Here is a 20,462-nt window from a genome sequence, read left to right as displayed (position 1 = left end):
TCAGCAGAGAATAAAAAACCAATGATCAGCCCTAACTCCATGGATTCGAGTAGCCAATTGGCGCAGGGCTTCAAGCCTCGTCACGTCACCATGCTATCCATCGCCGGGATTATCGGTGCCGGTTTGTTCGTAGGCTCAGGGCATGCCATTGCCGCAGCGGGGCCGGCGGTTCTGCTGGCTTATCTGTTCTCGGGTCTGCTCGTCGTGCTGGTCATGCGCATGCTCGGCGAAATGGCGGTGGCTAACCCGGACACCGGCTCGTTCTCGACTTATGCCGATCAGGCGATCGGTCGTTGGGCGGGCTTCACCATCGGTTGGCTCTACTGGTGGTTCTGGGTGTTGGTGATTCCCATCGAAGCGTTGGCGGCCGGCCATGTTTTGAACCAGTGGTTTCCTCAGGTCGATGCCTGGTTGTTCGCCTTGGGCTCGATCATTGCGCTGGTGGTGACCAACCTTTTCAGCGTGTCCAAGTACGGTGAATTCGAATTCTGGTTCGCCATGGCCAAGGTTGTGGCGATCATCGGTTTTATCGGTGTCGGTTTTGCCGTGTTGATGGGCTGGATTCCCGACAGGGAAGTCAGCGGGTTGAGCGGGTTGATGGCCGACCACGGCGGATTTGCGCCCAACGGTCTGTCGGCGGTGGTCGGCGCTTTCATCACTATCATGTTCAGTTTCATCGGTACCGAAGCGGTGACCATCGCCGCTGCCGAATCCAACGACCCGTCGCGAAACATTGCCAAGGCCACGCGCTCGGTGATCTGGCGTATCGGCGTGTTTTACCTGCTGTCGATCTTCGTCGTGATCTCCGTGGTGCCCTGGAATGATCCGTTGCTGGCCTCGGTCGGCTCTTATCAGCGTGCCCTGGAAATCATGAACATTCCCCACGCCAAGTTCATGGTCGACGTCGTCGTGCTGATCGCCGTGGCCAGTTGCATGAACTCCTCGATCTACATTGCCTCGCGCATGCTTTACTCGCTGGGCCGTCGTGGCGATGCGCCGAAAATCCTCAAGGCGACTTCATCGGCAGGCGTGCCCCGCGCGGCCGTTATCGCCAGCACCGTGCTGGGGGCGTTGATCACGGTGTGGAGCTACTTCATGCCCGCCGGGCTGTTTCAATTCCTGCTGGCCAGCTCCGGCGCGATTGCCTTGCTGGTGTACTTGGCGATCGCGGTTTCGCAGTTGCGCATGCGGCGGATTTTGCAACAGCGCAACGTCGAGTTGACCTTTCGCATGTGGCTGTTTCCGTGGCTGACGTGGCTGGTGATCGTGTTCATCTGCGCCGCGCTGGCGGTGATGATGATCACCCCGCAACACCGCACCGAGGTCACTACAACCATCGGACTGGCACTGGCGATTTCCTTTATCGGCTTGGTGACGTCGCGTCACCCTGCGCCGGCGGCGAGGGTCACGTCGGTGGGGTAGGCGTTTGCGCCGATCCTGATACGCCCTTCGCGAATGCCGAGGGGCATGACAGACGCCTGTGTCTCAGACCGACTCTTACGAGGACATGATGTCATCGACCCCCTCCGTGGCCGACGCGACAACGCAATGCGTGGGTTTTCTGCTGCTGGACAAGTTCACCCTCATGTCGCTGGCGTCCGCCGTCGAGCCCTTGCGCATGGCCAATCAATTGACGGGCCGGACGCTGTATCGCTGGCATACCTACAGTCCCGGTGGCGCGCAGGTCTGGGCCAGCGACGGCGTGCCGATTACCCCGGATGGGGCGTGGAGCAATCCCACCGTGGCGGACACCGTCATCGTCTGCGGTGGCGTTGGCATCCAGAGCGTGATAACCCGCGAACACACAACCTGGCTGCAGGCGCTGGCGCGGCAATCGAAACGCTTGGGCGGGGTGTGCACGGGTAGCTGGGCGCTGGCCAAAGCCGGGCTGCTCGATGGCTACGAATGCAGCGTGCATTGGGAATTTCTGGCGGCCATGCAGGAAGCTTTCCCGCGCGTCAGCGTCAGCACCAGCCTGTTTACCCTCGACCGCAACCGCTTCACCAGCTCCGGCGGGACTGCGCCGCTGGACATGATGTTGCACTTGATTGCCCGCGATCATGGCCGTGAACTGTCCGCTGCCATTTCCGAGATGTTCGTCTACGAGCGCATCCGCAACGAGCAGGATCATCAGCGCGTGCCGCTCAAGCATGTGGTCGGTACGCATCAGCCCAAGCTGCAGGAAGTGGTGGCGTTGATGGAGGCCAATCTTGAGGAACCGATCGATCTCGATAACCTCGCCGAATACGTCGATCTGTCACGGCGACAGTTGGAGCGGCTATTTCAGAAATACCTGCAATGCACGCCGTCGCGCTACTACTTGAAGTTGCGGCTGATTCGCGCACGACAACTGCTCAAGCAGACGTCTTTGTCGATCGTTGAGCTGGCGTATGTGTGTGGGTTCGTCTCAACGCCGCATTTTTCCAAATGCTATCGCGAGCACTTTGGCGTGCCACCGAGTGACGAGCGCTCAGGTTCCGAGATGAGTCGTAAACCGGTAATGCCGCCGTCAATGCTCAAGCCGCTGACGACGCTTGATCAGGCACGTAATGAATCGACGTTTGCCAGTGTTCGGATGATGGAGCGCACGGATCTGGCGTCGACGGGCTGATCGCTCGGGACGGGTTATCACTGCAGATTCCGCATCCGTATAGTTCTTGCTCCATCAGGTGATTGCCCATAAACCCTCCTGTTCAGGTCAATGAAGCCGGTGAGTCACCGGCACGAGGAGGGATCATGGACGTCACCGCAATTCCCGAAGGTTTCGCCCCGTTTACCCGCAGCAGTCCGTTGCTGGATTTGCTTGGCCCGATCTACGCGAGGGGTAGCGGGCTGCAATTGGAGCTGGGCTTATTGACTGACTCACGCCATGCCAATGGCCGTGGCACCTTGCATGGCGGTGTCTTGGCGACGTTGGCCGATGTCGGCATGGGCTACGCCATGGCCTTTTCCAGCGACCCTCCGCAGCCATTGATCACGGCGAGCATGACTCTGGATTATCTCGGCGCCGTAAAAATGAACGAGTGGCTGGAAGTGCGTTTGGAGTACTCGAAAAAAGGCCGGCAACTGGCGTTTGCTGCTGTCAGCTTGCATGTCGGCGAGAGAAACGTTGCACGGGCCAGTGCGGTGTTTGCGGTGCCGGTGAGTTGAAAATGTGTGTCCATCAAGAGCTGGGCCATCGATAGACTGCGTCTTGGGGAATAGTGGGTAAATATTTCCATGTCTCGGATGATTGCTTCTGGCCGATATCCGCTCACGAACGATTGCTATCGGCCAAATCCAGTCACTCAGTTGTCGATGTTTTTCCAGCGCAACGGCGTGCACTCCGAAACTCCGACCGACGCTGCTTCGGCGATGACCATCACTGAGTACTCATGATCCTGCCTGCCATCCTCGCACTGACCAACACCATTTCGCTGGCGGAATGAAAGCACTTTGAAACTCTTCTGACGCTAAATGCATTCTTTCACTCGAAGCCCCACAGAATGACGCCATCCGTACAAATGCGAACGCTGAGTGCCGCGTATTTGCCTAAGGCCCTGTCGCGTGAGTAGAATGCGATTAATTATCAATTGTGTACTTTCCGGAATTCCGATGCGCAGCGACGAAACGCTAGGTACTGCAGATCTAGGGCTGCTCTATCGCACCCACCACTCGTGGTTACACGGCTGGCTGATCCGACGCATTGGATGTCGCGATAACGCAGCAGATTTGGCGCAGGATACCTTCGTACGTCTGCTCAAATCCCGTCAGTCCAGCCCCTTGCGCGAGCCACGCGCCTACTTGAGCAGCATCGCCCGCGGATTGATGATCGATCAGTATCGTCGTCGCGAACTCGAACGCGCCTACCTGGAAAGCGTCACGTTGCTGCCTCAACACGAGGTTCCCTCGGAAGAAAGCCGGCTGCTGATTCTTGATGCGCTCGAGCGCATAGACCGCATGCTCGGTCTGCTTAAACCGAGAGTTCGCCAGGCGTTTTTATTTGCCCGACTCGACGGTCTGACGTGCGCGCAAATCGCCGAAAAGCTCGGTGTTTCCCGCGCGACGGTGGAACGCGACCTGGCCACGGCCCTGCAACACTGCTATCGCTTGCGTTATGTCGAGGCGTGAGTCGCAGGCGCTGGATCCGGCCATTGTTGAGCAGGCGATCCAATGGCTGGTGCGCCTTCGCTTCAATCAAGCCGATGAACAAACACAGCGCGCTTTTGAGCACTGGCTGCAGCAGCGCCCCGAGCATGTGTTGGCGTGGCAGCGCATGGAAACGCTTGGGGATGAACTCGCAGGCGTGCCAGCCCAACTGGCCCGACAAACCCTCAATGGCAGCAATCAAGGCATGCGCCGGCGGGAAAGCCTGAAGCTACTGGGCATATTGGCGACTGTCGGCACGGCAGCCTGGCTCGGCCGCGACTACACACCCGTTCCCGCCATGCTTGCGCAACAACGCAGCAGTACCGGCGAGCAACGACGCTTCCAGCTCGATGACGGCAGCCTTATCCAGCTCAATAGCGATAGCGCCGTCGACAGCGATTTCGACTCCCAGCGACGCCTGATCATCCTGCGACGGGGTGAAATCATCGTGAATGTCGGTGCGGATCAACACTCACCTCAAACGCGACCGTTCTGGGTGCAATCACGTGACGGGATCATGCGCGCTCAGAGTTCGCGCTTTCTGGCACGTGAACGTGACGATGGCACGCTGGTCGCGGCTCAGGAAGGGTCAGTCACGGTTTTCCCCGGCTCCAGTCAAACGCCTGCGAGCCGCAGCGTCCAGGCAGGCAATCAGTTGCTGTTCACATCAAGTGGCGCCCGAATGTTCAGGGACAACGGCCTTGATCTATGGAGCTGGGCGGACGGGGTGATCAGTGCGCGCAATATGCGCCTCAATGATTTCATCGTGGAGTTGTCGCGTTATCGCCCCGGGGTATTGCGCTGCGCCGAAGAGGTTGCCGATCTTCGCGTTTCCGGCACTTTCCAGCTCGCCGACAACGATCAGGTACTGGCATTGATCGCGCAATCACTGCACTTGCACATTGATTATCGGACTCGTTATTGGGTGACCGTGACCGCTGCCACCTGAGTCCATCACAACTTTTTTGCGCTGCCTGAAAAATAATGAGGTGGTTTCACATTCTCGTTCGACTTCTAAGGAAGGCCGGAATACAGGCCAGTCTGCCGATATCCTTTCTTGGAGCGAGAAAATGAGTTCGTCCCCGGTTTCACAGCGCCATCCATTAAATCGTGCCTTGCAAGGTGCGATGTTGGGTTTGATCGTCAGCAGCTACGCATTGCCATCGCTGGCGCAAACGTCGGGTGCTGACCACAGCAATCAAGTCAAGCAGTGGAACATCGCTGCCGGCCCACTGGCGCCGGCGCTTGATCGCTTTGCGCGCGAGGCTGGCATCAGTCTTTCCTTCGACGCGTCGAGTGTTGCGAACCGCACCACCGCGGGTGTGAATGGTTCGCTCGATACGTCGGCAGCGCTGTCATCGTTGCTGCAGGGGAGCGAATTGCAGATCGAACAGCAAGGCCCGAACGCCTACCTGTTGGTCCCTCAAGCAAAGACCGCCGGCCCGCTGGAGCTCGACGCAACAGACGTCGAGGACTACCGCCTTGCACCCCTCATCATCAATGCCAAGGTCAGGGTCAGTGCCGACGACGACGCCAACTCGGTGGTCGCCAAGGAGCTCTGGGTTGGCGGCAAGGTGGCAACCAGCATTCTCAATACCCCGGCATCGGTATCGGTTGTTACCAACAAGGAAATGGAACAACGTAGCGTCAGTACCACGGAAGAGGCGCTGCAATACACGCCGGGCGTGATCACGGACTTCTATGGGACGGATGACCGCAACGACTATTTCCAGATCCGCGGCTTCCAGGCCACCACTTACCGTGACGGCTTGACCCTGAGTTCGATGCGCGGCGTACGCGAAGATCCATTCGCTTACGAGCGTATCGAAATTCTGCGTGGCGCCAACTCCACGCTGTTTGGCCCCGCGGACCCGGGCGGCTCGGTGAATTTCGTGACCAAACAGCCGCGCTTCGAGCAGTTTGGCCAAGGCTATGTGACCTACGGTTCGTTTGACCATGTCGAGACGGGCATCGATGTCGGGGATGCGCTGAACGACGAGAAAACCCTGGCTGGCCGCTTTACTGCCAAAGGCCAAAACAGCGACCGCGAATACGACCACTCTCAGGACGACAACCAGTTGTTCATGGGGGGGCTCACCTGGGCACCGACGGATTACACGTCGGCGACGATGATTCTGGACTACCTGAAAACCGAAAGTTCGCCAAACAGTGGTGGCTATCCGCTGGACAAGGAATACGACCGCAGCAAGTTTTATGGCGAGCCCAGCTACAACTTTCACGATGTCGAGCGCACCAGCCTCAGCGGCAACGTCACCCATGACTTCGACAACGGCTTCGTACTGCGCAGCAATCTGCGCTACAGCAAGTTGACCGATGATTTTGGCTACGTATATCTGAGCGACAGCGCTGCACGGGTCGGTACCACCGTTGACCGCTATCAGTTTGGAACGGACACCGAAGCCGACCAGTTCAACGGCAATCTGATGCTGCAATACGATGCCCGCTTCGAGAACATCGACAGCAGCAGCCTGGTGGGCGTGGAGTACCTCGATTCGACCACCAAGGAAAGCTCGGTCTACGCTCCGACGACCTCGATTGACATTGCCAACCCCGTGTTTACTGGCGTTTCACGCTCAATCGCGCCGTATGCCGTGAACAAGCGAGACGCGACCACCAAGGCCGTATTCCTGCAGCAAAACCTGTCGTTCTACGAGCGTTTCATCGTCACCGGCGGTGTGCGCAACGACTCGATGGACCTGACCAGCAAAGGTCTGGAGTCCACGGAGAAAGACACCTTCTCCGAAACCTCCTACCGAGGTGCGTTGACCTATATCGTCAACGATGAAGTGTCCACCTATGTGAGCATGGTCGAATCCGTCTCGCCGCCGCAGGTTGGCGTCACACCGCAGACGGGCAGGCAGTACGAGATAGGCGTGAAGTATGCGCCGATGGGGATGGACGCACTGTTCTCCGCAGCCGTTTATGACCTGACCCAGGAAAACGTCACCATCGCCGTGGTGCTGCCGAGCGGCATTATTGAGCAACAGACAGTGGGCGAGTCGCGGGCGCGTGGCCTCGACCTGGAGGCCAAGGCGCAGGTGACGCAGAACCTCAGCCTGATCGGTGGTTACTCCTATATGGAGTCCGAGGTACAGCGCGGTTCGTTGTACGACGGCAGCTCCCTGAAGGGTAATGAATTCGCCACCGCACCCAAGCACTCAGCTTCGCTTTGGAGTTATTACGACGTGCCTGCCACTGATGTCAGCGTTGGCTTGGGTGCGCGCTACGTCGGCTCTTACTACTTCGATGCCGCCAACTCCGGCAAAAGCGATGGCACCACGCTGTTCGACGCCGCGTTCAACTACAAGATCGCCAAGGGCACCGACCTTGCGGTGAACCTCAGCAACCTGCTGGATGAGCAGCACGTGGTCGGTTCCGGCACCGCCAACTTCTACAACCCGGGTCGCGAGATTACCGCCAAAGTGAGTTACAAGTGGTAAGCAGACGTGTAGACCTTTTTCCCAGATAGGAAGCGGTGCCCGCTTTACTGCGGGCACCGTCAACCTGGCCAACATCTGTGAGATGAAAAGCAAGGGTATTCGATTTTCATTCCCAACCAGCCCCACACCCTCAAGCCTGATCCATCGCCGCCGCCACGCCCTGATCCTCACCCAGAAACCCACCACTCTGATGCTGCCAGAGCCGTGCATAAATGCCGTTTTTGCTCAGCAGTTCCGAGTGCGTTCCCTGTTCGATGATCCGCCCCTCATCCATGACAATCAGTCGATCCATCGCCGCAATCGTCGACAACCGATGAGCAATGGCGATCACGGTTTTACCCTGCATCATTTCATCGAGGCTTTCCTGAATGGCCACTTCGACTTCGGAGTCCAGCGCACTGGTGGCTTCGTCGAGCAGCAGGATCGGCGCGTTCTTCAGCATCACACGCGCAATGGCAATGCGTTGACGCTGACCGCCGGAGAGCTTGATGCCGCGTTCGCCGACCAGCGTGTCGTAGCCGCTGTGACCTTGTTTGTCGCTGAGTTGGCTGATGAAACCGTCGGCCTGTGCGTTGGCGGCGGCGCGGCGGATGTCTTCGTCGGTGGCATCCGGGCGGCCGTAGGCGATGTTGTCGCGAATCGAACGGTGCAGCAGGGACGTGTCCTGAGTGACCATGCCGATCGCGCTGCGCAGACTGTCTTGCGTCACGTGTGCGATGTTTTGCCCGTCGATACGGATCTCACCGCTGTCGACATCGTAAAAGCGCAGTAGCAGATTGATCAAAGTCGATTTGCCCGCGCCGGAACGGCCGACCAGACCGATCTTTTCGCCGGGGCGAATGTGCAGGCTCAAGTTGTCGAGGACCTGGCGTTCGCCGTTGTAGTTGAAATTCACCTTGTCAAAAGACACCGCGCCGCCAGCCGGCACCAACACAGTGGCGTTCGGCGCGTCCTGCACTTTGGGACCACGGGTGAGGGTGGCCATGCCGTCCTGCACGGTGCCGATGTTTTCGAACAGCGACGTCATCTGCCACATGATCCAGTGCGACATGCCGTTGATGCGCAACGCCATGGCGGTGATCGCCGCCACCGCGCCGGTGCCGACCTGGCCAAGATGCCACAGCCACAGGGCATAGCCGCCGGCACCGATAATCAGCCCGACCACCAGTGCCTGGTTGACGATTTCGAACTGGCTGACCAGACGCATCTGGCGAAAACCAGTGAGCTTGAAATCCTCCATGGCGGCGCGTGCGAAGTGCGCTTCACGCTTGGAGTGCGAGAACAGTTTCACCGTGGTGATGTTGGTGTAGGCGTCGGCAATGCGCCCGGTCATCGATGATCGAGCATCGGCCTGTTCCTGGCCGACCTTCCCCAAGCGCGGCACAAAATAAACCATGGCCAGCCCGAATAATGCGAGCCAGGCAATGAACGGCAGCATGAGTTTCAGGGCGAAGCCGCCAGCCAGGGCGATGATCGCAATGAAGTAAACGCCAATGCCCGGTGCGATTTCGATCAGCGTGAACAAGACTTCGCGCACGGCCAGCGCGGTCTGCATGACCTTGGTCGTGACCCGCCCGGAGAACTCATCGGAGAAGAACGAAAGGCTTTGCCGCAGCATCAGTCGATGGAAGTCCCAGCGCAGCCGCAACGGTAAATTGATCGCCAGGATCTGGTGCTGAACCATGGTGCGCAGCGCCACCAGCCCGATGCTGATAAACAACACAATGCCGATGCCCCACAGCACGCGACTTTCCTGCGCGTTGACACCGCCGCCGGCCTGCCACGTCGAGAGCAGATCGACGACCTGGCCGAGAAAGGAAAACAGCCAGGCTTCGTAGATTGAAACACCGGCACTGAGCAGCGCCAGCGCGAGGATATAACCGCGTGCGCCGCGCGTGCAGGCCCACAGGAACCGCATCAGGCCGACGGGCGGAGGTGGTGCTTCGTCGGGAGGGAATGGGTCGAGCCGTTGTTCAAACACGCGCAGCATTGTGGTCTCCGAAATCATCAGGGTTAGGGGATTCTGCCATTGAATGACGGACTTGAGGGTTTGCATGTCACTGACTTGTCCCCACCAAGTGTCATTGCCAGGGATCACTGCGGTGCAGCACACCACGGATTTCGGGGGCATGCCGATCAGCTAAGCTGTCTGCTCAAACGACTTGAGCAGCGCACGATGCAGCGAACAAATCCGGTTTCATGTTGGGAGTCGATGGGCAAAGGAAATGTTTAATTTCTTTTTGATGTTTGTGTTCGTGCTCATCCCCACGGCATCGCTCTCACTCGACAGTTATCTTCGCTACCGGGTGGCAAAGAGCAAACCGGTGAGCAGGCGTGGAAGGCTTGCAATCATGTTCTTTCAATCATGCTGATCATGCAGTTGCTGGGTTTGGCGCTGTACTTCTTTTACCTCGCCTAAGCCTCAACGTTTACGCCAGTTCGTCAGGCACCTTAACGGCCTCGACACGCGCCGAAATCCACTTCCGACTGTAGGCCAGTACGCCTTGAGCGATGGCCGTGGGAAAGTGGATAAAACCGTGGGGCGAGGAGGGCAGCAGGTACATCTCGACCGGCGCCGATTGCGCCCAGCGCCTGGCGATGTCGAGGGTGTCGTCGCGCAGTGGATCGAGTTCGCCGGCAAACAGCAGCGCCCGTGGGAAGCCGCTGAAGTCGCCGTACAGCGGAGAGAGTGGTGGCTGACGGCGCTGCTCGTCAGTCAACTCGGGTGTGAGCAGACGTAGCGCCTCGACCATGCCGGGGCCGTCCAGCACCAGGGTGTCCGCCGGCGCGTTGCGTACGCTTGGCGTTCCGGTGAGGTCGTAGACACCGTAATACAGCAGTGCGCCGCGGATGCGTTGCAGTAAATCGGGCCATTGTTTCAGCGCCAGCAAGGTCGCAGCCGCCAGATGACCGCCCGCCGATTCACCGACCACTACAACAGGCAGACCGGCAAATTCGGCATCACTCAATACTCCGCGCGTAGCGTTGAGGCAGTCTTGCAGCAGACCTTCAATTGGCGTTGAAACCGCTAATCGATAGTCGACCGAAACCACCGTCACTTCGCAGGTATTGACGATGGCCGCGTTGAAGTTATCGTCCATCTGCGCATTGCCGATCACCCAGCCGCCGCCGTGAAAATCCAGCACCACGCCTTTCGCCGGGCCCTTGGGGCGGATGATCCGCACGGGCACTTTACCGATCAGTTGGCGCTCAGCAGTCAGGCCAAATTTGCGCAACACGCCGGAGCCGCCGATCTGGCTGACACGCAACAGCGCTTGAATCAAGCGTGGCGTCAGGCGGTTGCGGATCTTGAAACGCGGCAGCCAGGCGAGTTTGCGGTTGAAGGCGCGCACCTGCGCCAATTCACGCTCGCCCTGCGGCCACGGCGCTTCACTACCCCAATTGGCATCGGTCATCAGCGGTTCTTGATCAGAATGGAAAAATTCAACGCAGCGGCAACGCACAGCCACGCCAGATAGGGAAACAGGATCAAGCCAGTGATCAAATCCAGTTGTATCGCCAGCACCACCATCGCCGCGACCACCAGCCACAACACGGTGAGAATCACCATCGCCGCCAGCACCTGATGCGCGCCGAAGAACACCGGCGTCCACAGTGTGTTCAACGCAATCTGCGCTGCCCATAACGCCAGCACAGTCTGGCTGCCGGGGATCAGGCTCAAGCGATAACCGGCCCACGCCAGCAGTAGATAGATAATCGTCCAGGCCACCGGGAACGCCCAGTTAGGCGGGGTGAACCCGGGTTTGTTCAGCCCTTCGTACCACGGCCCCGGCTTGAACATGACACCAGTGGTTGCCGCTGCTGCGCAGGCCAGAAGAAAAATGAAGAAGGTCATCGCCAGTCCTTGGCTGAAATCAGCCGGTTGGGGTTTAAGAAAGGGACGCCCCGGCGAGCGAAAAGTTTGCCATGAATTCCGGATTGGTCTGAGGAGTGATTCAATTTGAACTAAAAACTGACCACTGCGTCAGGATAGTCAGTTGCCTTTTTCTACTGACGCGGATGACATCATGTACACCTATCACATCAAATATCGATTCAACGGAGAGCCTCGGACTTTTCTGCTTGAACTCAAAGAACAGCAGTTGGCCGTCCACGAAGCCGCGATGCATCTGCTGGAGTTACATCTGGGCGACGCGGAAAACGGCCTGCTCATGCCCACCGCAGATTCGACACCCGAGCAGATCCTCGAACATGCCGAGCGAGTAGGGATAACGGACATCAATGTGGTCAATCAAACCAACTGACACCGATCCTTGTGGGAGCGAGCCTGCTCGCGAAAGCGCAGTGTCATCCTGCACATCGGTTGGCTGACACACCGCTATCGCGAGCAGGCTCACTCCTACAGTGGTTCTGCCGCTTGGTCACAACCTCTTTTGCATGATGATCGTGCGTTCGGCTCCGTGATATTCATCCCGAATCCTGTCGAACCCAAGCGATCGGTAAAAACCTTCAGCCGTGATCGAAGAGGGCACATGCAGCGTGGTGAAACCCTGGCTAACAGCGACCGACTCAAGCTTTTCCATCAGCCGCTTACCCAGCCCTTTACCCTGACAGCCCGGCTCGACAAACACGCTGCGAACCACGTCCTGATCAAGACTGGCGGTAGCCACGATGTGCTGATTGAAAGTCGCCACATAAACCTGACGTTTGTCTAGCAAGCCAAGAACCGCCTGCGGCGAAAAGCTGCGTTGCACCTGCTCGATTATGTCTGGCGAATAGTCGCGCCCATTGGACTCACGCAAGGTGTTCACGATGAGTTTACTGATCATGGCGGCATCTTCGCGTGTTGCCATTCGAATCTGATCTTCCATTTTCGTTAGTCCCTGAGACTTTCCCTGCCGGTGGATGGACCAAACACGCACCCCACGGCCCATTCGCGCAGCCATTTCCATTCCAAGCGAAACTGTCATATTCAGTATCACTTGCCTACCCATAGTGACCAGCCCAACGCTTAAACAATGAGGCTGCACTGTGTTTCAACGTCTGCTGTGTTCGCTGTCCGTACTGAGCCTGTCCATCGCCGCCGCCCATGCTGCCGAGCCCGTGTTGCTCGACACGCCGCGCCTGCAGGGCATGGACAATTTCCGCGATGTCGCCGGCACCACCATCGCGTATTCCACCGCCCACGACGGTACCATGCGCGCTGGCGTGTTCTACCGCGCCAACGCGGTAACCCCGACGGCGTCTGACCTGTCGACCCTCAACAGCCTTGGCATCAAAGCCGTCTACGACCTGCGCACCCCCAGCGAAATTGCCGCCACCCCTGACACAATGATCAGCGGCGCGACCTGGCAGAACATCGACATCATCGGCAGCACCACCTCTGGCTCGAACATCAGCAACATCTCCTTCAAAAGCGCCGCCGACGCCATCGCCATGATGGAGCAGACCAATCGCGCGTTCGTCAGCGATGCTGGCATGCGCGGCCAGTTCAACAAACTGTTCAACGAACTGGCCAGCACCGACGGCGCACAACTGTTCCATTGCACCGCCGGCAAGGACCGCACCGGCTGGACCGCCGCTGTGTTGCAGAGCATCGCCGGTGTCGACAATGCGACCATCATGGCCAATTATCTGGCGACCAACGACTACACCGCCGCCCGCGTCGCCGCCACGTTGAAAGCCATGCCGCCAAGCATGGCCACCGTCTACGAGCCACTGCTCGGTGTCCAGGCCAGCTACCTGCAAGCCGGCTTCGACGAGGTCGCTGCGCAATACGGCAGCATGGACAACTACCTCAAACAAGGTCTCGGCCTGTCGCAGGAAACCATCTACGTCCTGCGCGGCAAACTGGTCGAATACAACAGCCTGCCGGGTCAGGCCGGGCTGATCGGCAACGCCGCCACCGGCGCCGAATTGCTCCGCGAATTGCAGAACACCAACCTGTCCGGCACCTACAGCGCCTACAACTACTACCTGCAATCGGCCATCGATGCCGGCACCCTCGGCGGTGTTGAAACGCAGGTCGGCGGCCAAGTCCACGCCGACGCCGCCAGCTACCTACTGCGCCAAAACGCAATGATCGAACAAGCCGCCGCGCCATTCGCCAGCGGCACTGACCTCAAGGTCGGCCAATATCGCCTCTGGACCACCGCGCTCGCCAGCTACCTCGGCACCGACGGCTCGGCCCACGCCGAGAGCAGCAATGAGCACAGCCAAGGCCTGATGGTCGGCATCACCCAGCGCTTCAGCGAACAACTCAGCGCACGCGGCGGTTTCGGCTACAGCAAAGGCACCGTCGGCGGCGCGGGTGGCGAAGCCGACACCGACTTCACCTTCCTCAACATCGGCGCCCGCTACGGTTTCACCAGCCTCGAACAAGGCCTGTTTCTCGACGCCAACGCCAGCGCCGGCTACGTCGACTACGACAGCAAACGCGACCTCGGCGGCGGCCTCGGCACCGCGAAGGGCGACACCCACGGCAACCTCACCGGCGCCACTGTCGCCCTCGGCTACCGCGCCCCGGTCAACGGCATGACTTTCGAACCAAGCCTTGGTTTGCGCGTCAGCCACCTCGACCTCAGCGGCTTCAAAGAGAAGGGCAGCGAACTGGCACTCGACGTCGACGACAACAGCGCCACCCGCCGCAGCGCCGTCGCCAACCTCAACGTAGGTTTCGCCCCGGTAGCGATGGGCGCATGGCAACTGGTGCCCGGCGTACAAGTCGGTTACGAACGCACACTGGGCGACAACGAAGTCGATAGCCAAAGCCACTTGCTCGGCCTCGACATCGAACAACGCGCCGCCTTCGACAACCGCGACCAATTCAGCGGCGGCGTCAACCTCATGGCCAGCCTCGGCGCCCTCAGCCTGGGCGCAGAAGTCGGCGCCAATGGCGGCGGCAGCCACGGCTTCAACGGCGGCCTGAAAGCCAGCTACGCGTTCTAAAAAATACACGGGATCAAGGACGACCCCCCAATCCAACAAACACCCCAAAACCCAATGTGGGAGCGAGCTCGCTCGCGAAAGCGCCAGATCAGCCAACATCAACATCGACTGACCCACCGCATTCGCGAGCAAGCTCGCTCCCACAAATTTGATTCCATCCAATAGCAGCCAATCAAAAGCCCCTCACCCTAACCCTCTCCCGAAGGGAGAGGGGACTGACCGCGTGGATTGGAAGAGTTACACCGACGTGGCATACCGAGTCGAGCTCAAATTTTGAAAAGCCCACCAATCGGATCCCTCTCCCTCGGGAGAGGGCTGGGGGGCAGCCCCACCACAAAACCTGCGAGTGTCCCATGCGCTGGTATATGAAGTTGTGGGAGAGGGGACTGACCGAGGCGTCTTGCATCATGCATCGACCTGAAAGATCGAGACGATTATGGATTCAAAGCAAGACTCTCAGGTCGGTGTAGATCTTCAATATCCCCGGCTCGGTTCCCTCTCCTTGGGGAGAGGGCTAGGATGAAGGGAAAGCAGTTACCGCAAAATCAACTGGCCAACTCGGTCAAACGCCTCCGCGCCCACTCCTCGATCAACCGCGCCGGCGTGCCATCCCCCACGCTTAGCGACCCATCGGCGCGGTGCGACGTTTAGCTAAATCTTCTCACCACAAGTTACCTTGCAAACCTGTTACCCAATCACCCCCGAGCCCGAAACTCCGCCGGACTCACCCCAAAAGCCCCCCGAAAATACTGACAAAACCGCCCCACATTACTAAACCCGAACCGCAACGCCACCTCCGTCACCGACCCTGAACCCCGCCGTTTCAAAACCTCATAAGCCCGCTCCAGCCGCACCTGCCGCTGATACGCCACAATCGACATCCCGACAAACCGCCGAAAGCCCTCCTGCAACGCCCTCTGACTCACATGACTCAACCGCGCCAGATCCACACCGCTCACCAACTGCTCCGGATGCGCCTGAATAAACTCCACCGCCAACTTCACATGCCGTGGCGCAACCATCGCCGTCGGCCGCCGCAACGCCTCGGAAAAATTATGCGGCCATGCCTCCAGCACCGCGTCAATCAACATCTCGCGCAACCGCGACGGCATCAACGTCCCGCTGTTGAGCAACAGATCAAACTCGGTGCCGGTGGCCAGATCAATCAACGCCTTGATCCCCTGAAACGCCGCCGAATTCAGATCCACGCTCGGCTCAAAAACGATCTTCTGCAGAATCGGTTTATCCAATAGCGCCGATAGCCGCTCGGTGAGCTGATGGCGGTTGATCGACATCCCGTGATGCGCGTGATCATCCAGAAAGTGCATCGAACGGATATCCGCCTTATCGATCGCCAGCCCCACGTGCGACATACCGATAGACTCGGTGGCATGGTTGAAAACGATCTTGCCAGCAGTGGGAATGACGAAGGTGATCTCATCCTGCGGATCGGGGAAAGCGACGGTGAAATCACCGTGATAATGCATCCGCCGAAAACTCACGCCATCGTGCCGACCGTAAACGCCGCCAATGATGATGTTCGACGGCAGCGGTGGATTGTCGGCATAACGATTGCCAAACAATCTGGAAAACAGTGCACCGAAGTCGTCCGAACGGAGGTTGTCGGAGCGCAGGATGATTTGCTGGCGAACGGGAGTCGGAAACACCTTGGCGGCACCTTCGGTTGGGGGCTCTAGGACTGGGGTGAAGGGTAGGGCGCCAAGGAGATTAGCAGGCGTAATATGACGCGTTTGTGACAGCTAGAAACATGCCGTTACAGCGCGGCACGACGTTTAAGCAAAGGACACTCGGCAGCCCATGGCCAACATGGCAACCTGCTCACCACTCTACTCAGCGAACAAACAGAGGCACCGCGCCAAGCCCCAGGCCCTGTTTGACCCGCCCTGAAAGCCATAAAGATCATTGGAGCGGCAATGCAAGCCAACACACAAACACTCCCCATCACCCTGACCCCGGAACTCGACTTCGACCAAAACGCCGCCAGCGCTTTCGGCGAATCGCTGACCCACGAATACACCCAAGCCACGCCATTCCCGCACATCGTCATCGACAACTTCCTGCAAGCAGACGTCATCGCCAGCATTCGCGAACACTTCCCCGTCGAACCGACCGACAACGAACAGACCTACGAGCGCGGCTACAAAGGCCAACTCAAACGCCAGATCAGCCCCAACGCCTGCAGCCCGTACCTGAAGAACGTCTTCAACACCTTCAACTCCGCACCCATGCTGGAATTCCTCGAAAAACTCACCGGCATTCAAGGGCTGATTCCTGATCCTTATTTTGCTGGCGGTGGATTACACGAAACCAAAACCGGCGGCTTCCTCGGCGTGCATTCGGATTTCCGCCTGAACAAAAAGCTCAACGTTGAGCGTCGGTTGAACGTGATCATTTACCTGACCGAGGATTGGCAGGAGGCGTACGGCGGCAACCTGGAGCTTTGGGATGTGGGGATGAAAAAGTGCCTGAAGAAGGTGCTGCCGATCTATAACCGGTGTGTGATTTTTAATACGGACAAGGACAGCAATCACGGGCATCCGGAGCCGTTGACTACGCCGGAACACATCACTCGGCGGTCGATTGCGCTTTATTACTACACGGCGAGTGGGGTGGGGGTTGATCCGGGGCAGAGGAATAAAACGCACTATAAGCCGCGGCCGAAGGATCGGTGGAGTTTGAGGTATTACGTGAATAAATTGTTCAAAAAGACGGGGTGAGGAGGCTATTAGTATTCGGCAACAGCCTGTTTTCTGTGCTGGGCGGTCTGACAATGCGATGCGTCTCTGGCTTCAAGTCTCGATGCTCTATAAAGTGATGCCTAATTGATATCACCTGTGCAGGGAGCAACGATGAAGTATTTGACGAGGCTTTGTTACAACACGGACGGATGGAAAAAACCCTCAGGCGTTGCGCAAGCGAGGGAAGTCAAAGGCTCATACACACGCCAATTCGGGTTTGGACACGAGGAATGGATGTTCAGGGATGAGTGGGTCGTTGACGGTTGGCGCTACGCGTTCGTTCAGGGCGTAAACAAAAGTCGCAAGCGATTGCTTAAAAACGCGCAGCCCTTTGACTTACACCTTTTTAGTATTGAGCCAAAATCGAAGCGTCGATACGTCGGTGAGATTAAAGAGGTCGAGTGCCTTTCTGATCAACAGGCGCAGGGCACGCTTGAGTTGTTTCGAGGAAACGGCTGGTTCCAAACGATGTGTGAAGAGATTGCTGAGCTTGGTCACGACCCAGAGAACTTAGGTCATGAAAAGTATGCGCCGTTTGTGTTTAACATCAGATTTCGTCTGGATAACGTCAAACTTTACGATACTGATGAATATTCTAAGGCAGGCGATCCGATTATAGAGCGATGTAAGCGTTATCAGCTTTACTCGGTGGTTGTACAAGGTGATCAAACTTCGGGCATAAGGCGTAAACCTGCGGGCAAGGATTTCATTACCATTCCAAAAATCAAATCCACATCAAAAACGGTCACCTATCAACGCACATTTGAGCATGCAAGGATGCAAGAGAAATTACTTCAGCATCTTATGGGGGTTTATCCTCATGAGATGGTTCGCGCTGAGCGAGAATATATTGATATCGCTGTGGAGACAGAGGATTCACTCATACTCTATGAGATTAAATCGGATATTTTGCCGCGATCGGTCTTGCGCCACTCCATTGGGCAACTGCTTGAGTATGCTTATCACGCGCAGGCACGAAAAAAAGATATAAAGCTAGTTGCCGTGGGGCGGCAGCCTTTAGAAGTTGAGGATGCCGAGTACCTTGACTTGCTTAGGGATAAATTCATTTTGCCGTTGAGTTATTTGTGCGTTCCATTAGATTGAAAGTACTGAATTCTTGATGGCGAAAAAAGTGCTGTTTATACAGGTTGAACAGAGTCGTTGGTACTCTGTTGATATTGAGGGGTGTAGTGATGGGTAATGCTTCTTTTTTGACCGGCGGTGGATCGGGTTCGCCTCCGTCTATAGGTGAGTGCATCTATCAACTGGAGAATACTTCAGTTGTTTTTTTGAATGCTTGGGAAAGAATGGACATTCAACGTGCCGCACGGGCAAGTCAGGAGGCAATGCAATACCTAGATCATGTTGTGAACGAAATCATGAGGGCCAGAGACCAAATGAAGTCTGATAGCTGCTACATCGGGTCTCTGCTGGAAGCTCAACTTAATATTCCAAGAGCATTATCAGCTTCACCCGTAAGCCGTGTCCAGCAAGATGACCTATCTAAGGGGCCGGGTAATGGGGGACTTCCATTTTCAGGGAGTGCACTGTCTTTAGAGAAGTTATTGAACAAGATCAAGCATCGGAGGCTTTCTTCATCAAATTTCAGGATTGGCATCAATGGTGAGCATATCTTTATAGTGGGTGTCGATAAGCCGGATCGCCTGCCTGATTCTATCGTTGAATTTGTGGTAAGTGATTTTTGTAAACATTGCAGTGATGTGGCTAGAGTGATGTAGGTACAGTTAAGCAAAACTGCGCCAGACCACCATAACCTAAAATGGTCTGGCGTTAGATATTCCTTAGTGGTTGGCATTCGAAGGATGGTCGCCGGCGGTTTCGCGGGCGAAGCGGTTACGAGTTCATTGGATAAAGAACAGATGGAGTTTTCGTATTGCGGCATCTTCTGAGTGAACCACAACTGACCAAGGTCAGAGCGGCACTCTCCGAGCCATTCAACGATTTTCCGGTCGAATATGACTATCTGGCGAGGAAGGTTAGAGGCGTCGACCCTGACGTCCTTTACGAAATCCTCTATTTAGAGGTTGCGCCGGTGTGTTTCACTAATCTTGTGGCCGCTGTACCTCCGGTGTGGACAGGCTTCGACCCCGAAACGCTCAGAGAGTCGATTGAAGAAAGGTTGGCTGCGAGAGAGCGTAATTGGTTTCGTCGGCAGTTCGACAAGGCGCTGGTGCGTTGGTTGGAATACAACTACGCCTACATCTGGAAGGAGATCGCCAGCAGACTGTAGTTTGCAGAGCAAAATGGGTTCATATCGCCAATATTTCGATGCAAAGCATAATTAAGAGGCGGTCTTGTTCCGAATTTTTCAGTACTTCATCTGGGTCTATTTTTTGGTGTTATCGCTTTGCACACGTTTCGATGTCGGCTTGAGTGGTTATCTCTGAGTCAATGCCTAATCTGTATTTACAATAATCGATGATGTCTTGTCGCTGCTCGTTCGTGAGTTTTTCTATACGTCGATAATTTCCGTCATTCGCATGAATGTTGAAAAACTGCATTCGAAAGGTCGGATGCTTTTTGATGAAAAATATTCGAGTGACTTCGCTGTCTGAAACTTCGTTGTAGAAGCCTGTATTCAGAATAAGCAAAAGTGAAATTAGAGAAGCGAATAATAAATATCTCATACCGGCCTTGGCTTGAGTGGTGGTAATCATTCTGGCTTCGTGGGTGGGTCTGATCAACCTCCATGACGGCATCCCGACCGTCATGGAGGAATTTTCGTTACTCCGTCGGCACCACGTTATCCAACGCCCGATTCACCGCCAACTCCCCTAGCATTACCACCTGCGCAATGCCTTGCAGTGTCTTGCGTGCCGGTCCGTGAACCAGACCGATTACATCGCCGAGCATTACAGAGGCCGAGCCGAGCGATTCACTGGCGTTCACCAGCAACTCCTCAGTCTTGGTTTTTGGATTGGCGATAAACATCGTGTTGGTTTGGTACGGGGTGAGCATGATTTCTGGAGCGGGTCCGAGGTAATGAGAGAGAGCGGTCGACGGCTTCGTTGAATTTCTTTGCGTCTGGGGATTCGTCGCCCGCGATCGGGTCGGTTTCTGGCGGATTCGGTGTGATCTTGAACATGATGTAACTCCCTTGTGTCGCTTAAAAGGAGCCATCACCCACTCGCTACCAAACGATGGGTGGCGGCCATGCACAGGTTGGTAGACCGGGACACAAGGA

18 protein-coding genes and 1 pseudogene are annotated in these 20,462 nt (G+C 57.0%); 12 read left to right on the top strand and 7 right to left on the bottom strand.

Translation table 11 applies throughout. From position 1 onward, the window contains the following. The first annotated feature begins 21 nt into the window (after positions 1 to 21). The 6 genes from gabP (at position 22) to ACOYXE_RS09265 (ending at position 7,589) form a co-directional block, all read left to right on the top strand. A complete protein-coding gene (gabP, locus tag ACOYXE_RS09290; protein ID WP_460928847.1) occupies positions 22 to 1,422 on the top strand; it encodes a GABA permease in 1,401 nt (466 codons plus the stop codon). Between the two features lie 88 nt (positions 1,423 to 1,510). Then, positions 1,511 to 2,611, top strand: a complete 1,101-nt coding sequence (gene gbdR / locus ACOYXE_RS09285) for a choline metabolism transcriptional regulator GbdR (protein WP_460928845.1) — start codon at positions 1,511 to 1,513, stop codon at positions 2,609 to 2,611. Between the two features lie 125 nt (positions 2,612 to 2,736). After that, the gene (locus ACOYXE_RS09280; RefSeq protein WP_460928843.1) at positions 2,737 to 3,150 is read left to right on the top strand and encodes a PaaI family thioesterase; all 414 of its coding nucleotides are present in this window, start codon (positions 2,737 to 2,739) and stop codon (positions 3,148 to 3,150) included. Positions 3,151 to 3,594: 444 nt separating this feature from the next. Beyond that, positions 3,595 to 4,110: a sigma-70 family RNA polymerase sigma factor gene (locus tag ACOYXE_RS09275; RefSeq protein ID WP_460928841.1), complete on the top strand. Its 516-nt coding sequence runs from the start codon at positions 3,595 to 3,597 to the stop codon at positions 4,108 to 4,110. Next, entirely contained in the window at positions 4,097 to 5,077 is a 981-nt protein-coding gene (locus ACOYXE_RS09270; protein WP_460928839.1) for a FecR domain-containing protein, read from the top strand. Before ACOYXE_RS09275 ends, ACOYXE_RS09270 begins: the two co-directional genes overlap by 14 nt. A gap of 121 nt (positions 5,078 to 5,198) precedes the next feature. Continuing rightward, a complete protein-coding gene (locus ACOYXE_RS09265; RefSeq protein WP_460928837.1) occupies positions 5,199 to 7,589 on the top strand; it encodes a TonB-dependent siderophore receptor in 2,391 nt (796 codons plus the stop codon). Positions 7,590 to 7,719: 130 nt separating this feature from the next. On the opposite strand, the gene ACOYXE_RS09260 is transcribed toward ACOYXE_RS09265, so the two are convergent. From ACOYXE_RS09260 to tspO, 3 genes are all read right to left on the bottom strand, one after another. Next, complete coding sequence (locus tag ACOYXE_RS09260) at positions 7,720 to 9,579, bottom strand: ABC transporter ATP-binding protein (protein ID WP_460928835.1); 1,860 nt, start codon at positions 9,577 to 9,579, stop codon at positions 7,720 to 7,722. A gap of 439 nt (positions 9,580 to 10,018) precedes the next feature. Then, positions 10,019 to 11,005 (bottom strand): alpha/beta hydrolase, encoded by a 987-nt coding sequence (locus tag ACOYXE_RS09255; protein WP_160057604.1) that lies wholly within the window; start codon positions 11,003 to 11,005, stop codon positions 10,019 to 10,021. Further along, positions 11,005 to 11,445, bottom strand: a complete 441-nt coding sequence (tspO, locus tag ACOYXE_RS09250; protein ID WP_007916213.1) for a tryptophan-rich sensory protein TspO — start codon at positions 11,443 to 11,445, stop codon at positions 11,005 to 11,007. The genes ACOYXE_RS09255 and tspO overlap by 1 nt, the downstream gene beginning before the upstream one ends. Positions 11,446 to 11,617: 172 nt before the next feature. On the opposite strand from tspO, the gene ACOYXE_RS09245 reads away from it, so the two are divergent. Continuing rightward, positions 11,618 to 11,854: a hypothetical protein gene (locus ACOYXE_RS09245; RefSeq protein ID WP_174244448.1), complete on the top strand. Its 237-nt coding sequence runs from the start codon at positions 11,618 to 11,620 to the stop codon at positions 11,852 to 11,854. A gap of 117 nt (positions 11,855 to 11,971) precedes the next feature. Here ACOYXE_RS09245 and ACOYXE_RS09240 read toward each other — a convergent pair whose 3' ends face one another. After that, complete coding sequence (locus tag ACOYXE_RS09240; RefSeq protein WP_405123931.1) at positions 11,972 to 12,421, bottom strand: GNAT family N-acetyltransferase; 450 nt, start codon at positions 12,419 to 12,421, stop codon at positions 11,972 to 11,974. Between the two features lie 160 nt (positions 12,422 to 12,581). On the opposite strand from ACOYXE_RS09240, the gene ACOYXE_RS09235 reads away from it, so the two are divergent. Further along, positions 12,582 to 14,498, top strand: a complete 1,917-nt coding sequence (locus ACOYXE_RS09235) for a tyrosine-protein phosphatase (RefSeq protein ID WP_460928831.1) — start codon at positions 12,582 to 12,584, stop codon at positions 14,496 to 14,498. A gap of 695 nt (positions 14,499 to 15,193) precedes the next feature. Here ACOYXE_RS09235 and ACOYXE_RS09230 read toward each other — a convergent pair. Continuing rightward, a complete protein-coding gene (locus ACOYXE_RS09230; RefSeq protein WP_460928830.1) occupies positions 15,194 to 16,165 on the bottom strand; it encodes an AraC family transcriptional regulator in 972 nt (323 codons plus the stop codon). A 267-nt stretch (positions 16,166 to 16,432) separates the two neighbouring features. Between ACOYXE_RS09230 and ACOYXE_RS09225 the strand changes: the two genes are divergently transcribed. The 4 genes from ACOYXE_RS09225 (at position 16,433) to ACOYXE_RS09210 (ending at position 19,508) form a co-directional block, all read left to right on the top strand. After that, on the top strand, positions 16,433 to 17,236 hold the full coding sequence (locus tag ACOYXE_RS09225) for a 2OG-Fe(II) oxygenase (protein WP_460928828.1): 804 nt from the start codon (positions 16,433 to 16,435) through the stop codon (positions 17,234 to 17,236). Between the two features lie 132 nt (positions 17,237 to 17,368). After that, entirely contained in the window at positions 17,369 to 18,361 is a 993-nt protein-coding gene (locus ACOYXE_RS09220) for a hypothetical protein (RefSeq protein WP_460928826.1), read from the top strand. A gap of 89 nt (positions 18,362 to 18,450) precedes the next feature. Then, positions 18,451 to 18,996 (top strand): hypothetical protein, encoded by a 546-nt coding sequence (locus tag ACOYXE_RS09215; RefSeq protein ID WP_460928824.1) that lies wholly within the window; start codon positions 18,451 to 18,453, stop codon positions 18,994 to 18,996. A 155-nt stretch (positions 18,997 to 19,151) separates the two neighbouring features. Then, on the top strand, positions 19,152 to 19,508 hold the full coding sequence (locus tag ACOYXE_RS09210; protein WP_460928822.1) for a DUF7079 family protein: 357 nt from the start codon (positions 19,152 to 19,154) through the stop codon (positions 19,506 to 19,508). 109 nt (positions 19,509 to 19,617) lie between these two features. Here ACOYXE_RS09210 and ACOYXE_RS09205 read toward each other — a convergent pair whose 3' ends face one another. After that, positions 19,618 to 19,935, bottom strand: coding sequence for a hypothetical protein (locus tag ACOYXE_RS09205; RefSeq protein ID WP_460928820.1), 318 nt, complete (start codon positions 19,933 to 19,935; stop codon positions 19,618 to 19,620). 67 nt (positions 19,936 to 20,002) lie between these two features. Further along, positions 20,003 to 20,363 (bottom strand): annotated as a pseudogene (locus ACOYXE_RS09200) (DUF6124 family protein). Positions 20,364 to 20,462 lie beyond the last annotated feature (99 nt).

Source organism: Pseudomonas sp. MC6 (assembly GCF_054790575.1).
Note: the sequence above shows the minus strand (reverse complement) of the source record. Positions and strands in the feature narration are given on the sequence as shown.

What these genes read in the sequence shown, in the direction of transcription:
- ACOYXE_RS09205 (WP_460928820.1), bottom strand. Translation starts at nt 19,935, where the DNA reads ATGATTACCACCACTCAAGCCAAGGCCGGTATGAGATATTTATTATTC.
- ACOYXE_RS09240 (WP_405123931.1), bottom strand. Translation starts at nt 12,421, where the DNA reads ATGGAAGATCAGATTCGAATGGCAACACGCGAAGATGCCGCCATGATC.
- tspO (WP_007916213.1), bottom strand. Translation starts at nt 11,445, where the DNA reads ATGACCTTCTTCATTTTTCTTCTGGCCTGCGCAGCAGCGGCAACCACT.
- gbdR (WP_460928845.1), top strand. Translation starts at nt 1,511, where the DNA reads ATGTCATCGACCCCCTCCGTGGCCGACGCGACAACGCAATGCGTGGGT.
- ACOYXE_RS09220 (WP_460928826.1), top strand. Translation starts at nt 17,369, where the DNA reads ATGAAGTATTTGACGAGGCTTTGTTACAACACGGACGGATGGAAAAAA.
- gabP (WP_460928847.1), top strand. Translation starts at nt 22, where the DNA reads ATGATCAGCCCTAACTCCATGGATTCGAGTAGCCAATTGGCGCAGGGC.
- ACOYXE_RS09265 (WP_460928837.1), top strand. Translation starts at nt 5,199, where the DNA reads ATGAGTTCGTCCCCGGTTTCACAGCGCCATCCATTAAATCGTGCCTTG.
- ACOYXE_RS09270 (WP_460928839.1), top strand. Translation starts at nt 4,097, where the DNA reads ATGTCGAGGCGTGAGTCGCAGGCGCTGGATCCGGCCATTGTTGAGCAG.
- ACOYXE_RS09245 (WP_174244448.1), top strand. Translation starts at nt 11,618, where the DNA reads ATGTACACCTATCACATCAAATATCGATTCAACGGAGAGCCTCGGACT.
- ACOYXE_RS09280 (WP_460928843.1), top strand. Translation starts at nt 2,737, where the DNA reads ATGGACGTCACCGCAATTCCCGAAGGTTTCGCCCCGTTTACCCGCAGC.
- ACOYXE_RS09255 (WP_160057604.1), bottom strand. Translation starts at nt 11,005, where the DNA reads ATGACCGATGCCAATTGGGGTAGTGAAGCGCCGTGGCCGCAGGGCGAG.
- ACOYXE_RS09275 (WP_460928841.1), top strand. Translation starts at nt 3,595, where the DNA reads ATGCGCAGCGACGAAACGCTAGGTACTGCAGATCTAGGGCTGCTCTAT.
- ACOYXE_RS09215 (WP_460928824.1), top strand. Translation starts at nt 18,451, where the DNA reads ATGGGTAATGCTTCTTTTTTGACCGGCGGTGGATCGGGTTCGCCTCCG.
- ACOYXE_RS09225 (WP_460928828.1), top strand. Translation starts at nt 16,433, where the DNA reads ATGCAAGCCAACACACAAACACTCCCCATCACCCTGACCCCGGAACTC.
- ACOYXE_RS09260 (WP_460928835.1), bottom strand. Translation starts at nt 9,579, where the DNA reads ATGCTGCGCGTGTTTGAACAACGGCTCGACCCATTCCCTCCCGACGAA.